The organism is Streptomyces sp. NPDC018610 (assembly GCF_044391765.1).
In the GTDB taxonomy this organism is placed as follows: Bacteria; Actinomycetota; Actinomycetes; order Streptomycetales; family Streptomycetaceae; genus Streptomyces.
In genome coordinates this window covers 103,532-117,022 of sequence record NZ_JBISAL010000014.1, presented here as the reverse complement: position 1 = coordinate 117,022, position 13,491 = coordinate 103,532, and the positions used below count along the sequence as shown (strand labels likewise).

The following is a 13,491-nucleotide window of genomic DNA, read 5'->3' as shown; positions in this document are numbered from 1 at the left end:
CGCCGCGCTCCTGACCGCGTTCGTCACTTGCGGTAGCCGAGGATGGTCATCATGCCGGACTCGGAGTGGTACTGGTTGTGGCAGTGGAGCATCCACAGGCCGGGGTTGTCGGCGTAGAAGTCGCACACCAGCTTGCGGTGCGGCAGCACGATGGCGGTGTCCTTGCGGGTGCCGACGTCGTCGATGCCGGTCAGCGCGAAGGTGTGGCCGTGCAGGTGGATGGGGTGCCACATGTCGGTGCCGTTGATGACCGTCAGCCGGACCCGCTCGCCCTGGCGGACCGGGTGGCGGTGTTCGGTGGAGTAGGACTGGTGGTCGAACTGCCAGTTGAACTGCTTCATGTTGCCGCTGGCCCGGATCCGGATCTCCCGGTCCGGGCGGCGGTCGGCGAAGGCCACCGACTCCGCCGGCGCCAGCCGCTTGGCCGGCACGAGCATTCCGTCCAGTTCGGCGGGGTGGGCGGAGGGCGAGGGCAGGCTCTTGCCGTTGTCGGTGCGCAGCACCGCCAGCGCCCGGGCCTTCTTCCCCTTTCCTTCGGCCAGCGCCACCAGGGGGAACGTGCCGTCCTTGACGGTGACGACGACGTCGTAGCGCTCGGCCATCGCGATCAGCAGGGCGTCCGTGTCGTGGTGCTCGACCGGGTAGCCGTCGGTGTGCGTCACCGTCATCCGGTGGCCGCCCAGGGCCACCCGGAAGGCGGTGTCCGCGCCGGCGTTGATGATCCGCAGCCGGACGCGCTCGCCCGGCTTGGCCCGGAATACCGAAGGGGCCTGCGGGAGACGGCCGTTCACCAGGTAGTAGGGGAAATCGACGTTGCCGCCCATGCCGCGCAGCAGGTCGCTGTGCGAGGTGCGCAGGACGCGCGAGGGGCCGCCGGAGGCGGCGCGCGCCGGCGCCCGCTTGCCGGAGGAGCCGTGAGCGCCGCCGTGCTGGTCGGCGCCGCCCATGTCCATGCTCATCGGCGGGCGCTTGCCGCCGTGCAACTGGGACAGCACCGCGTCCGGGTCGGAGCCGTCCACCCCGTCCACCCAGTCGTCCAGGACGACGACCCACTCCTTGTCGTACTTCAGCGGCTCCTTGGGGTCCTCCACGATCAGGGGCGCGTACAGGCCGCGGTCCAGTTGCATGCCCTCGTGCGAATGGAGCAGGTACGTCCCCGGGTACGACACCGCGAAGCGGTAGGTGAACTCGGCCCCCGGCTTGATCCCCTCCTGGGTGAGACCGGGCACGCCGTCCATGTCGCAGCGCAGCCGCACACCGTGCGAGTGCAGGGTCGTCGGCACGGGCAGGTGGTTGGCGAGCGTGAGGGCGAGCACGTCGCCCTTGGTGACCCGGACCGCCCGGCCGGGCGCCACGTCCCCGTACGCCCAGCTTCTGATCGTGCGTCCGCCGAGGTCCAGCGAGGTCTCGGTGGCGGTGAACCGGTACGTGCGCACCGGTCCGGCGCCGCGCTCCTTCTCGGCGGCCAGGACCTCGGGGTCGGAGGGGTTCACGTACCCCTTGGGTCCTTTGGGCACGAAGCGGCGGGTGGCGCGGTCGGCGGTGCCGGGGCCGGAAGTGGAACCCGGCCCCTCCGTGGCGCCCGGACGCGGACCCGGCTCCGAGGGGGAGCCGGACCCGGAGCAGGCGCCCAGGAGTCCCGAACCGGCAGCCAAGATCGAGGCACTGAGCAAGGTGCGCCGCGTATGTGTGTGCATGACTGAATAACACACGTTTTAAGACGATATGTGGGAGAACCGAGGCGGCGCGTCCGGTGATCCGGGCGGCCAAATTCCCGCGGCGAGCCTTCGCCCGCGAGGCGGGATCACCCGGTCGGCGGGACCCGAGGCGCCGCGGGTCCCGCCGCCGACGGGCCGTCAGCCGGCGCGGGCGGCGCTTCTGCGGGCGTTGTTGAAGACCCGCATCAGATGCTTGGCCACGGCGCACGGCACGCCGTCGGCGTGGCACTGGCGGCACGTGTGCATGTGGTGTTGGTAGTCGGTATGCGCTTGCTGCAGAGCATCGCTCTGAGACGGCATGGGATTCCTCGCACGGGGGTGATCGAACGGCAGACGAGGCGCTCGACCCGGTTGTCGGGAGCACCTCACGCCAAAGTTGATCAGGTTACTGCCGGTAGTGGAAAACCGTTATCGGCCACGCTGCGCCACTTCCCGGCCGGCGTCAGCCCCGCGGCGCGGAGTACGCCCACCAGCGGCCCTCGTGCCGGTTCACGGCGATGGGGCGGCCGAAGCAGGCGGTCAGCCACGGACCGGTCAGCACCTCCGCCACCGGCCCGCCGGTCAGGATCCGCCCCTCGCGCAGCAGCAGGGCGTGCGTGACGGCGGGGGACAGCTCCTCCAGATGATGGGTGACCGTCACGGTGGCCAGCCGCGGACGGCCCTCGGCCAGCCGGTGCATGGCCTCCACCAGATCCTCGCGGGAGGGCAGGTCCAGGGCGTTGAACGGCTCGTCGAGCAGCAGCAGCGCGGGCTCTGCCATCAGGGCCCTGGCGATCAGCACACGGGCGCGCTGGCCGCCCGAGCAGACGCCGTAGGGTCGGTCGGCCAGCTCCTTGACGTCCAGTTCGGCCAGGAGTTCGTGGGCCCGCCGGCGCACCTCGTCGTCGTAGGACTTCCACAGCGGCTGCACCGTGCCCGTGTGACCCGTGAGCACCACCGTGTGCGCGTCGAGGTCCTGGGGCACGCGCTGGGCCGAGGTGACGTGCCCGATGCGGGAGCGCAGCTCGCGCACGTCGATCCGGCCGAGCCGGCCGCCCAGCACCTCCACGGTGCCGGAGGTGGGGTGCATGAGCGCGCCCAGCAGCCGCAGGAGCGTGGTCTTGCCCGCGCCGTTGGCGCCGAGGAGGGCCCAGTGCTCGCCGGGCCGGACCGTCCAGTCGACGCCGTCCAGGATCACCTGGTCGGTCGTGAACCGGCGGACGCCCACCTCCCGGAGCGCCACGACGGCCTCGGGTTCCGCCGGCCCGTGCTCCGTCGTCCTCCCGGTCATCTCCCGCGCTCCCTTCGACGTACCGGCCGCTCGTCCGTCCGGCACGGCAGACGTTAGATGCGTCCGCCGACCGGTCGTCGTGCCGTCCGGCTGGTGGACGCGGGGCGGACCGGGGGCGGGGGTTCACCCGCGGCGGTCGGAAGTCACCCAGCGAGGTCGGGGATCATCCGGGGCGGTCTGGGGCCGTCCGCAGGGACGGGCGCGGCTCGCCCGGTGGGACCGGCGGGGCTCGCCCGGCGGGGCCCGGCGCGGCTCACTAGGTGGGCCGGAAGCAGGCGACGACCGTCTTGCCGTGCGGGCAGCTGCGGGTCTCCCAGGAGTCGGCGAGGGCGTCGACGAGGAACATCCCCCGCCCGCCCAGGCGTTCGGTGCTCGGTTCCCGCGGCGCCGGCAGTTCGCTGGAGGCGTCGTGGACGGCGATGTGCAGGCAGCGGTCGTCCCAGGTGAGCACCAGCTGGGCGCTGCTGTGGGCGTGCCGGTGCGCGTTGGTGACCAGCTCCGAGACGGTCAGCAGGACGGCGTCCACCGTCTCGGGGGCGTCGGTGGTCCAGCCCAGCGTCTCCAGGTGGCCGCGCGCCCAGTCCCGGGCCGCTTTCACCTCGCTTTCCATCGGCAGTGAGCGTGCCCAGCCCACCGCCCGGAGCGACGTCTCGTCCACTGTGAGCCCTCTCTGTCGTCTGCGGCTGGAGCGCGTCTACCCCCCGGGACGCCGTCGACGCGGCGAAAACCGGACCCCGCCCGGCCGGACACCGTGGGGCGGGTGTGACGTAGCTGACAGGAAGTGAGGGGGCGTGGGTTCACCGAACAGGGGTATATGCAGCCCCGTGAACAGGGTGGTGAATGCGGTGGACATGCGATCCGTCCTCCTCGGCGGTGGGAGAAGGGCTGCGGATGCTGACGTGATACGGACGGCAGCGGCCCTCGACGGGGACGGCACGTGCATCGCCGAAGCCCGTCGTCTCGCGGCCGGATTTCTGACCCGGGTGCGGGACGAGCACGCTCTGCCGGTCCCGGACCGGGCGATGGACCTGACCCAGTTGGTGGTCAGCGAACTGGTCACCAACGCCCGCAAGTACGCCTCGGGGCCCATCCTCCTGGACCTGGCGGTCGACGGCGACGCGGTGGAGGTCGCGGTCTGGGACAGCGACCCGGTGCTGCCGGTGGCCCGGGCCGCGGATCCGGGCCGGGTCGGCCAGCACGGCCTGGAGATCGTGATGGCCGTCGTCCAGGGCTTCGAGGTGCGGCGGGAGCCGGTGGGCAAGCGCGTCATCGCCCGCATCGCGCTCCTGGACGAAGCGGACGGCGGCACGGGCAGGAAGGGCTCCCGCTAGGGCCTCCCGGCGGCCGGTCACGACCGGCCGGTCCCGGCGGTCCGGCGCGGTGCGGGTCCGGCGCGGTGACGGTCGGGGCCGGGCCCGCTTGCGGAAAGGTCGTCAGGCCGCGAGGTCGCGCCGGTCGCCCATCACCACGACCGGGTGCTCGCGCGGGTCGAGGGTGCGCAGCAGCGTCCGCATCGCCGACTTGGGCAGGGAGACGCAGGCCGAGGTGCCGCTGCCGTGGTCCATGTGCAGCCAGATGTTCCCGCCCTTGGTCTGCCCCAGGGGCCGGGTCGGGTCGTCGGGCGGGGTGCCCTTGACCCGGTTGTAGTCGATGGCGATGACGTAGTCGAAGTCGTGCCAGTACGACTTGCTCCAGTAGTGCGGCGCCTGGAACGCGGCGGAGTGGGTGTACGGCAGCTTGGCGCCGGGATCGGCCAGCACCCCGCCCGCGTCGCTGAGCGTGAACACTCCCACGGGGCTGCGCTTGTCGTCCTCGTGGTGGTGCGTCGTCCAGCCCCGCTGCCCGTTGTGCGCCGCCCAGGACGCGGTCCGCTTCCAGGTGGAGCCCTGCTTGACGAAGAGTTCGGCGGTGGAGTCGGGGGAGTCGGGGCCGGCGCCGTAGACGGCGACGATCTGCCGGGTGCCGGCCGGGACGCGCTGCCACAGCCGGTCGCCGATCCCGGGCACCTGCTTCCAGGCGGCGGCCGGTGGCGCCGCGTCGTCCGTGCCCGCGCCACTGCCCGCCGCGCCCGCGTTCGCGTGCCCGGAACCGCCGCAGCCCGTCAGGGACATCGTCACCGCACCGCACACGGCCATCAAGGCCGCCCTCCGCATCGCACCGCTTTTCCGCATGGCCCCCATGATTCCACCGTGTTCGGGCCATCCGGTCGTCGCCCCCGTCGGCGCGTCGTCACCCGAATGGCCGTCCGTGGCAGCGTGGGTACGGCTGACCGGGTGTCTCCTGGAGTCAGAGAGGCGTCCATCAAGGGAGCCGATCATGTATGAAATGTGTGCTGGAGTCGAGAAACCCGGCGGCGCGCTGGTGTGGCACGTCATGGCCAAGAACACGGCCACGACGTTGTGCGGCCAGCGGCTCGGCCAACGCGTCGACGGGGCGAGCGCACAGCGGGCCGGCCACTGTTCCACCTGCATGGCCCTGTTCGGGAAGCTGATGACCGCACCACCTGTCGTCGGCTCCCCCGCCGCCACGGACCGCTAGCCGTCCGTGGCGTGAAGGCCTGTCCGTCGTGGACGAAGTCCACGACGGACAGGCCTTCTTCCGTGTACGGCGGGTCAGCCGTCCCGGCGGCCGCGCAGACCGAGGACGGCGGTGAGCGCGCCCGCCGCGCACAGCACGCCGGTGGTCAGGGCGGCGGCGTGCAGACCGTTCATGAACGCGTGGCCGCTGCCCGCCGTGACGGCTTCCCGGAGCTGGGCCGGCATGCCGGTGGAGACCGGTGCGACGCCCATGGAGACGGCGTCCTTCGCGGCCTCGAGTTGACGGGCCGTCCGCTCCGGAACGCCGGCCGAGGTGAGGGCCGGGCCGAGCGTGGCGCCGACGCGGGAGCCGATCAGGGACACCAGCACGGAGGTGCCGAGCGCACCGCCGACCTGGAGCGAGGTGGCCTGCAGTCCGCCCGCGACGCCGGCGTCCGCGACCGGGGCATTGCCGACGATCGTGTCGGAGGAGGCCGACATCACCATGCCGACACCCAGGCCCAGCGCGATGAACGGCGGCCACAGCGCCCCGTACCCGCAGTCGGCGCTCCAGGTGAGCATCAGGAACGAGGCGGCGGCCTGGAGCACCATGCCCAGCGGCATCGTCAGCCGGGCCGAGAAGCGCTCGGTCAGCGCGGCGCCGAGCGGCGAGGCGACGACGGAGGCGAGGCTCAGCGGCAGCGTCCGCACGCCCGCCTCCACCGGGGAGAAGCCGCGGACGTTCTGCAGGTAGAGCATCACGAAGAAGATCGAGCCCAGCAGGACGAAGAAGTTCAGCCCGGTGATCACCGTGCCGATCGTCAGCGCGCGGCTGCGGAACAGCCGCATCGGCAGCAGCGGAGCGCTCACCCGCGTCTCGTACCGGCCGAAGAGCAGCAGCACGACGACGCCGGCGGCGATCGAGCCGAGCGTGCCGGCCGAGGTCCAGCCCCACGTCTCGCCCTTGACGACGCCGAGGACGACAAGGAGCGCGCCGGCGGCGAGCAGCACCACGCCCGGGATGTCGAACCTCTCCGTGCGGGCGGCCTCGTTGCGGCTCCGCGGCAGCACCAGGGCGCTGACGATCAGCGCGAGGACGCCGATCGGGGCGTTGACGTAGAAGACGGACTGCCAGTCGACGTGCTCGACGAGCAGTCCGCCGACGATCGGGCCGAGCGCGGTGGAGACAGAGGAGACCATGGCCCAGATGCCGACCGCCATGCCGAACTTCCTCGGCGGGAAGACCGCGCGCAGCAGCCCGAGGGTGTTGGGCATGAGCAGGGCGCCGAAGAAGCCCTGCACGGCACGGAAGGCGATGACGGGGGCGATGGCGCCGGACAGGCCGATCGCGACGGAGGCCAGGGTGAAGCCGGCGACGCCGACCAGGTAGACGGTGCGGCGCCCGAAGCGGTCGCCGAGCTTGCCGCCGAGGATGAGGGCGGCGGCGAGCGCCAGCAGATAGGCGTTGGTCACCCACTGCAGGTCGGCCGTCGTGGCGTCGAGGTCCCGGCCGATCTCGGGGTTGGCGATGGAGACGACCGAGCCGTCGAGCCCGACCATGAACAGGCCGAACGCCACGGCGATCAGGGTCAGCCAGGGATTGGCGCGGCGGCCGACGGCGGGCTCGGGCCGGGCGGCGGGCAGGGTCGCAGGGGGCGAGGACATGAGGAAGGCTGCCTTGTGGTGAGGATCGGGACGGGGGAGGGGCCCGCACGGCAGGCGCGCCGCACCGCCGGCGGACGGTGGCCGACGGCGGTGCGGAAGCGGGTGAGGGCCGGGGAGGAGCGGGCGGGCAGGACGGGCCGGGGCGCGCCGAGGGGCGCGGTTCAGTCCTGGCCGGTCGTGGGCCGCAGATGCGCGGTGAGGGAGCGCAGCGCGCCCAGGGCCGACCCCAGCGCGGCCTTCTCGCCCTCGCCGAGATGGCGCATGGCGGCGGCGAGGTGGCGCTCGGCGAGGGCGTCCGCCTCGGCGAGACGCTCCCGGGCGAGGTCCGTGCAGTGCAGATGGGCGACGCGCCTGTCGGCCGGGTCGGAGCGGCGCTCCAGCAGCGCGTGGCCGGTCAGCTGGGAGACGAGGGCGCTGACGTTGTTCGGCTTCATCAGCAGCGCCTCGGCCGCCTCCCGCACGGTGACGCCCTCGTGCTCGGCCACGAGCCGCAGCAGGGCGAGCTGGCCGTCGGGGAGCTTGTCGTGCGGGAAGTCCGCGCGGATGCGGTGGTCCAGGGCCCGGTGCAGCGCCGGCACGGCGACCGCGAGGTCCGCGGCGGCGCGATCGGCGGGCGTGGGGGTTCTGGACACGCCTTCAAGATTACATATGACGATATAGGTATGTCAACATAGGGAATGTGGTTCCGCCGCGCGCTGCGACCGACGGGCGGGCGGTGGTTGCGCGACTGTGCGACCGGGTCGAGGGGGTCGTGCCGGTGGGGGCGTCCTGTCGCGTCACCTGGGCCTAGGCGGCCGACGCCGCCGTCCGGCTGAGCTCGCCGGACCGGACTGGACGGGCTTGCCTAAGCCCTTTAGGGAGGCACACAATCCCTTCAGGCAACTGAAGGGATCGCCGTGCCACGTGCTGGACTCACCGCCGAACGCCTGGTCCGGGCCGGAGCGGAGCTGGCCGACGAGGTCGGCTTCGAGCATGTGACCGTCTCGGCCCTCGCCCGGCGGTTCGACGTCAAGGTCGCGAGCCTGTACTCACACCTGAAGAACTCCGAGGAACTGCGGACCGGGATCGCCCTGCTCGCCCTGGAGGAGCTCGCCGACCGCGCCGCCGACGCCCTGGCCGGACGGGCCGGGAAGGACGCCCTGGCCGCCTACGCGGACGTCTACCGCGACTACGCCCGCGAGCACCCCGGCCGCTATGCCGCGGCCCGGCTCAGGCTCGACCCGCCGACGGCCGCCGCGAGCGCCGGAGTGCGGCACGCGCAGATGACGCGGGCACTCCTGCGCGGCTACGACCTGACCGAACCCGACGAGACCCACGCCGTACGGATGCTGGGCAGCGTCTTCCACGGCTACGTCAGCCTGGAACTGGCCGGCGGCTTCAGCCACAGCGCCCCCGACTCGCAGGAGACGTGGGCCTGGGTCCTGGACCGCCTCGACGCCATGCTGCGCGGCATGGTCGGGTCCGCGTCCTGACCCGTGGCGGACCCGCGCGCCAGGTCGCCGGCCGTGAGCCGTGCGAAGAGCCCGGCACCGCTTCCTCGCGGGCGGCCTCGCCCCCGGACCCGACGGCGAGGACGCCTTCGAAGCCTTCTCCGTCCGGACGGTCTCTGGCCCCCTGAGCAGGGGAGACGGTGCTTCACGGCACGCTCCCGGGGCCGTGGCCCCGCCAGGGAACATTCACCGAGGTCGTGACGATTCGGGTATATGGATGCTAGAAAGGCCTGATGGCAGACCGTTTTGACCGTCTTCGACGGATATCGGGGCGGTCGCTGGTGGGAAAGAGCCCGCGGAGCGTCGCCGGACAGGTGTTCGTCCTCCAGGTGGCCCTCGTGGTGCTGCTCGTGGCCTGCGCGGTCTTCGCCCTCCTCCTGCAGTCCGAGCGGGACACCAGTGACGAGGCCAAGCGCCGCTCCATAGCCGTCGCCCAGACCTTCGCGCACTCCCCGGGCATTCTCACCGCGCTTCGGACGCCCGCCCCGTCGACCGTGCTCCAGCCGCTGACCGAGGCGGGCCGCAAGACCGCGGGCGTCGACTTCATCGTGGTCATGGACACCCACGGCATCCGCTACACGCACCCCATGCCCGACCGCATCGGCAAGCGCTTCGTCGGCACCATCGCGCCGTCCCTGGCCGGGAAGACCTACACCGAAAGCGTCCACGGGCCGCTCGGCGAGGAAGTGCAGGCCGTCGTCCCCGTCAAGGACCCGGCCGGGCGCGTCGTCGCCCTCGTCTCCGCGGGCCTCAAGGTCCGGAACGTGACCAGCCAGGTGGACCGGCAGATACCGATCATCCTCACCGCCGGCGCCGGAGCGCTCGGCGTGGCCACCGCCGTGACGGCGCTGGTGGGCAGGCGGCTGCGCCGCCAGACCCACAGCCTCGCCCCGGACGAGATGACCCGCATGTACGACCACCACGACGCGGTGCTGCACTCCGTGCGCGAGGGCGTCCTCATCGTGGGCGGCGACGGTCTGCTGCTGCTGGCGAACGACGAGGCCAAACGGCTCCTGGACCTGCCCGCGGACGCCGAGGGCCGGCACGTGGAACAACTGCCGGACCTGGAACCCGAGATCGTCGCCCTGCTCACCTCGGGCCGCGAGGCCACCGACGAGGTGCACCTGGCCGGCGGCCTGCTGCTCGCCGTCAACCAGCGGCCCACCGACCGCCACGGAGGCCCCGAGGGCACCGTCGTCACCCTGCGCGACTCCACCGAACTGCAGGCCGTCTCCGGCCGGGCCGAGGTCGCCCGGGAACGCCTCAAGCTCCTGTACGACGCCGGCCTCGGCATCGGCACCACCCTGGACGTGGCCCGCACCGCCGACGAACTCGCACAGGTCGCCGTCCCCCGCTTCGCCGACTTCGTCACCGTCGACCTCGCCGACCCCGTGCTGCACGGCGAGGAGCCGGCCTCGACGGCCACGGGCATGCGCCGCATCGCCGTGCACGGCGTCCGCGACGACCATCCGCTCTACGAGAAGGGCCGGCTGATCGACTTCCTGCCCTCCACGCCCCAGGCCCGCGGCTACGGCACCGGCCACCTGGAGCTGGTGCCCGACCTGTCGTCGGCCCTTGGCTGGCAGGCACAGGACCCCGAACGCTCCCAGGAGATCATCGACTACGGCATCCACTCGCTCATCTCCGCTCCGATCAAGGCCCGCGGCGTCGTGCTCGGCATGGCCAACTTCTGGCGCTCCAAGGAGCACGGCTCCTTCGACGACGAGGAGCTCTCGCTCGCCGAGGAACTCGTGGCGCGTGCCGCCGTCAGCATCGACAACGCCCGCCGCTACACCCGCGAGCACGCCCTCGCGGTCACCCTCCAGCGCAGCCTGCTGCCCCGGGCCCTGCCCGAACAGAGCGCCATCGAGGCCGGCTACCGCTATCTGCCCGCCCAGTCCGGCGTCAGCGGCGACTGGTTCGACGTGATCCCGCTGCCGGGCAGCCGGGTCGCGCTGGTCGTCGGAGACGTGGTCGGCCACGGTCTGCACGCGGCCGCCACGATGGGCCGGCTGCGCACCGCCGTGCACAACTTCTCCACCCTGGACCTGCCACCCGACGAACTGCTGAGCCACCTCGACGACCTCGCCGGCCGCATCGACCAGGACGAGGCGAGCACCGAGGCCGCCGCCGCCGTCGTCGGAGCCACCTGCCTGTACGCGGTCTACGACCCCGTCACCCGCCGCTGCGCCATGGCCCGCGCCGGACACCTCGCCCCCGCACTGGTCGGCCCCCACGGCGACGTCACCTTCCCCGACCTGCCCTTCGGCCCCCCGCTCGGCCTGGGCGGCCTGCCCTTCCGCACCGCCGAATTCGAACTGGAGGAGGGCACCCAGCTCGTCCTCTACACCGACGGCCTCATCGAGGACCGCAGCCGCGACCTGGACGAAGGCATGGAGCTGCTGCGCCAGGCCCTCGCCGGCCACCCCGGCCGGCCGCCGGAGCAGAGCTGCCAGGCCGTGCTGGACGCGCTGCTGCCCGCCCGGCCCAAGGACGACGTGGCCCTGCTCGTCGCCCGCACCCAGGCGCTGCCGGCCGACCGGATCGCCGACTGGGACGTGTCGCCGGACCCGGCCGCCGTCGGCGGCACCCGCGCCGCGGCCTGCGCGAAGCTCGACGAGTGGGGCCTGTCGGAGCTGGCCTTCAGCATCGAGCTCGTCCTGAGTGAACTCGTCACCAACGCCATCCGCTACGGCTCCGCGCCGATCCACGTCCGCCTGATCCACGACCGCACGCTCATCTGCGAGGTGTCCGACGGCAGCAGCACCTCCCCGCACCTTCGCTACGCGGCCACCACCGAGGAGGGCGGCCGGGGCCTGTTCCTGGTGGCGCGCATGGCCGAGCGCTGGGGCACCCGCTACACCGCCGAGGGCAAGGTGATCTGGGCCGAACTGGCCCTGCCCGGCGCCGCCGGCGCGGTGGACCCGGTGTTCCCGGGCCTCGACGCCCTGCTGGAACTCGACGAGGCGATGGACGGGAAGAGCTGATCAGGAGCGGGCCACCGAGACGATCACCTCCCGCAGCCGCTCGACGTAGAGCAGCATGTTCTTGTAGGCGATCTCGGTGTCCGGGTACCGGCTCGCGAACTGCAGTCCCTCGTGCAGCCGGTTGATCCACGCGCACACCTGGTCGCCGTACGACACCCTGATCAGGCCGTACGCCTTGAGCTCGGCCCAGCGTTCGGAACCGGGCACCGCGCGCGCGTCGACGAACGAGACGATCGAGTACAGGTCGGGCGAGGTCGGGCGGAAGTCCGCGCCCAGCAGGCGCAGCACCCGGGCCAGCGGCATCCGGGACAGTGTCCGGTTGGCCCGTAGCTGGTCGCTCACCATCCGCAGCAGACTCTGGAAGTCGGGAGCCCGGGAGGTCTCGATCTCGACGGGGGCGCCGCCGACGTACCAGCCCACCGACTCCATCCACTGGGACTTCCTCCTGGTGTGGAACGGGACGACCGTCCGGTAGACCGGCTGGCCGCCGATCTCGTGGACGATCATGCCGGTGGCCGCCAGGATCCCGACCAGGCTCCCGCCGAAGGGCCGGCAGTACGCCTCGAACGCGGCCGCGTCGTCGGGGCCCACCAGCATCTCGTGCATGAGCTTCTGGCGGGGCAGCTCGCCGGACGGGTCCAGCCCGAGGTCGACGGGGAAGCTCGGCAGCCTGCCGTCGCAGCGGCCGATGAACTCCCGCCAGCGGCCCACGATCGCGTCCGTGGCGTCCATCTCGTCGGCGCTGGCCCGCTCGGTCCGGCAGAAGTCGACGTAACTGCCGACCGGGCCGCGTTCGGCGCTGCCGCCCTCGAGACCCGCGGTGTACAGCTCGTGGATCTCGGCCGGGATGCGGTAGACGGAGTAGGCGTCCACGTTGCTGTGGTCGAACGCCATGTACACGCTCGCCCCGTCGTCCCTGACGACGGCGGCGAAGAGGAAGTTCGGCCACCGCAGCGCGTCCGCCGTCACGTCGAAGCGATCCTGCAGGTGCCGCACCAGCACCTGCGCGTCGTCGAAGTCGCCGACGGTCTCCCGGTGCAGCGACACGTCCCGCGCGTCGAGCGTGAAACGGCGCATGTCGTCGCCGGACCAGCGGAAACCGCTGCGCAGCGTCTCATGGCGGAGCATCCAGGCGCGCAGCGCCTCGCCGAGCACGTCGAGATCCACTCTGCCCGGGATGTCGAACGCCGCGCCCAGCCAGGTCGGCACGAACAGGCCGTCCTCCCGCACGGTCCTGGCGGTGCGGATGTGGGACTCCTGGATGTACGCGGGCGGCCGTGAATCGTCCGGCAGGCCGGTCGCCGCCTCGACGGCCGCCGGATCGAGTGTCCACTCGACGAGGCGTCCGGGCCGGACCTCGCAGCGCTGGATGTCGGTGATACGCAAGGGAAGCCTCCGTTGCAGAGGGGGTACAGGGAAGCAACTGCGTAAAGGCACAAGTGGTTGCGGTCGGGACGGGGAGCGGCAGGCCGAGCGGGGGCGCGCGGCGGGCCGGCCGCGTCGTGGGACAGGGAGTTCCCGCCCCGTCCATGGGGGCCGGGCCGCCGGTCGGGGGCTTCGGCCAGGGGTCGGCAGCGCTCGGCGGCCGGGGCATGAGTTCCGCATGACGACAGCGTGCCGTACGCGACCGTCCAGTCACTATCCGTGACATCCCTGTGCGGACCCCGAAACGAGCCCGGGCCCGACCCTGACACGGAGTCAGGGTCGAGCCCGGGCGATCCGGACGAGCGACTCTAGTGCCGCGGCGGGGGTGGGTGGGCCCGCACCGCGCGGGGGGGGGGGGGGGCCCCCCCCCCGCCCCCCGGGGGGCCCGCGGAACCTTTGGGGCCAAGAGCCACGCGCGGG

At 72.5% G+C, this 13,491-nt stretch carries 11 protein-coding genes; 4 read left to right on the top strand and 7 right to left on the bottom strand.

Annotated features, from left to right (window positions below; translation table 11 throughout):
• Nucleotides 1-23: 23 nt before the first annotated feature.
• From ACH5A8_RS31100 to ACH5A8_RS31090, 3 genes are all read right to left on the bottom strand, one after another.
• Nucleotides 24-1,697, bottom strand: a complete 1,674-nt coding sequence (locus ACH5A8_RS31100; protein ID WP_399007326.1) for a multicopper oxidase family protein — start codon at nt 1,695-1,697, stop codon at nt 24-26.
• A 463-nt stretch (nt 1,698-2,160) separates the two neighbouring features.
• Complete coding sequence (locus ACH5A8_RS31095; RefSeq protein WP_399007325.1) at nt 2,161-2,988, bottom strand: ABC transporter ATP-binding protein; 828 nt, start codon at nt 2,986-2,988, stop codon at nt 2,161-2,163.
• Between the two features lie 256 nt (nt 2,989-3,244).
• On the bottom strand, nt 3,245-3,646 hold the full coding sequence (locus ACH5A8_RS31090; RefSeq protein ID WP_399007324.1) for an ATP-binding protein: 402 nt from the start codon (nt 3,644-3,646) through the stop codon (nt 3,245-3,247).
• Nucleotides 3,647-3,839: 193 nt separating this feature from the next.
• On the opposite strand from ACH5A8_RS31090, the gene ACH5A8_RS31085 reads away from it, so the two are divergent.
• Nucleotides 3,840-4,319, top strand: coding sequence for an ATP-binding protein (locus ACH5A8_RS31085; protein WP_399007323.1), 480 nt, complete (start codon nt 3,840-3,842; stop codon nt 4,317-4,319).
• Between the two features lie 102 nt (nt 4,320-4,421).
• On the opposite strand, the gene ACH5A8_RS31080 is transcribed toward ACH5A8_RS31085, so the two are convergent.
• The gene (locus tag ACH5A8_RS31080; RefSeq protein WP_399007322.1) at nt 4,422-5,159 is read right to left on the bottom strand and encodes a hypothetical protein; all 738 of its coding nucleotides are present in this window, start codon (nt 5,157-5,159) and stop codon (nt 4,422-4,424) included.
• Nucleotides 5,160-5,313: 154 nt separating this feature from the next.
• On the opposite strand from ACH5A8_RS31080, the gene ACH5A8_RS31075 reads away from it, so the two are divergent.
• The gene (locus ACH5A8_RS31075) at nt 5,314-5,526 is read left to right on the top strand and encodes a hypothetical protein (RefSeq protein WP_399007321.1); all 213 of its coding nucleotides are present in this window, start codon (nt 5,314-5,316) and stop codon (nt 5,524-5,526) included.
• 74 nt (nt 5,527-5,600) lie between these two features.
• Here the strand turns inward: ACH5A8_RS31075 and ACH5A8_RS31070 are convergent, their stop codons facing one another.
• Nucleotides 5,601-7,169: an MFS transporter gene (locus tag ACH5A8_RS31070; protein WP_399007320.1), complete on the bottom strand. Its 1,569-nt coding sequence runs from the start codon at nt 7,167-7,169 to the stop codon at nt 5,601-5,603.
• Nucleotides 7,170-7,330: 161 nt separating this feature from the next.
• Nucleotides 7,331-7,801, bottom strand: coding sequence for a MarR family winged helix-turn-helix transcriptional regulator (locus tag ACH5A8_RS31065; RefSeq protein WP_399007319.1), 471 nt, complete (start codon nt 7,799-7,801; stop codon nt 7,331-7,333).
• Between the two features lie 264 nt (nt 7,802-8,065).
• Between ACH5A8_RS31065 and ACH5A8_RS31060 the strand changes: the two genes are divergently transcribed.
• Together ACH5A8_RS31060 and ACH5A8_RS31055 are read left to right on the top strand one after the other, a co-directional pair.
• The gene (locus ACH5A8_RS31060) at nt 8,066-8,641 is read left to right on the top strand and encodes a TetR/AcrR family transcriptional regulator (protein ID WP_399007318.1); all 576 of its coding nucleotides are present in this window, start codon (nt 8,066-8,068) and stop codon (nt 8,639-8,641) included.
• 251 nt (nt 8,642-8,892) lie between these two features.
• Nucleotides 8,893-11,646 (top strand): SpoIIE family protein phosphatase, encoded by a 2,754-nt coding sequence (locus tag ACH5A8_RS31055; RefSeq protein ID WP_399007317.1) that lies wholly within the window; start codon nt 8,893-8,895, stop codon nt 11,644-11,646.
• Here the strand turns inward: ACH5A8_RS31055 and ACH5A8_RS31050 are convergent, their stop codons facing one another.
• Complete coding sequence (locus tag ACH5A8_RS31050; RefSeq protein ID WP_399007316.1) at nt 11,647-13,032, bottom strand: condensation domain-containing protein; 1,386 nt, start codon at nt 13,030-13,032, stop codon at nt 11,647-11,649.
• Nucleotides 13,033-13,491 lie beyond the last annotated feature (459 nt).

Bases quoted from the DNA above. Each gene is read 5' to 3' on its own strand.
- ACH5A8_RS31095 (WP_399007325.1), bottom strand. From the start codon at position 2,988: ATGACCGGGAGGACGACGGAGCACGGGCCGGCGGAACCCGAGGCCGTC.
- ACH5A8_RS31075 (WP_399007321.1), top strand. From the start codon at position 5,314: ATGTGTGCTGGAGTCGAGAAACCCGGCGGCGCGCTGGTGTGGCACGTC.
- ACH5A8_RS31070 (WP_399007320.1), bottom strand. From the start codon at position 7,169: ATGTCCTCGCCCCCTGCGACCCTGCCCGCCGCCCGGCCCGAGCCCGCC.
- ACH5A8_RS31055 (WP_399007317.1), top strand. From the start codon at position 8,893: ATGGCAGACCGTTTTGACCGTCTTCGACGGATATCGGGGCGGTCGCTG.
- ACH5A8_RS31100 (WP_399007326.1), bottom strand. From the start codon at position 1,697: ATGCACACACATACGCGGCGCACCTTGCTCAGTGCCTCGATCTTGGCT.
- ACH5A8_RS31080 (WP_399007322.1), bottom strand. From the start codon at position 5,159: ATGCGGAAAAGCGGTGCGATGCGGAGGGCGGCCTTGATGGCCGTGTGC.
- ACH5A8_RS31085 (WP_399007323.1), top strand. From the start codon at position 3,840: ATGCGATCCGTCCTCCTCGGCGGTGGGAGAAGGGCTGCGGATGCTGAC.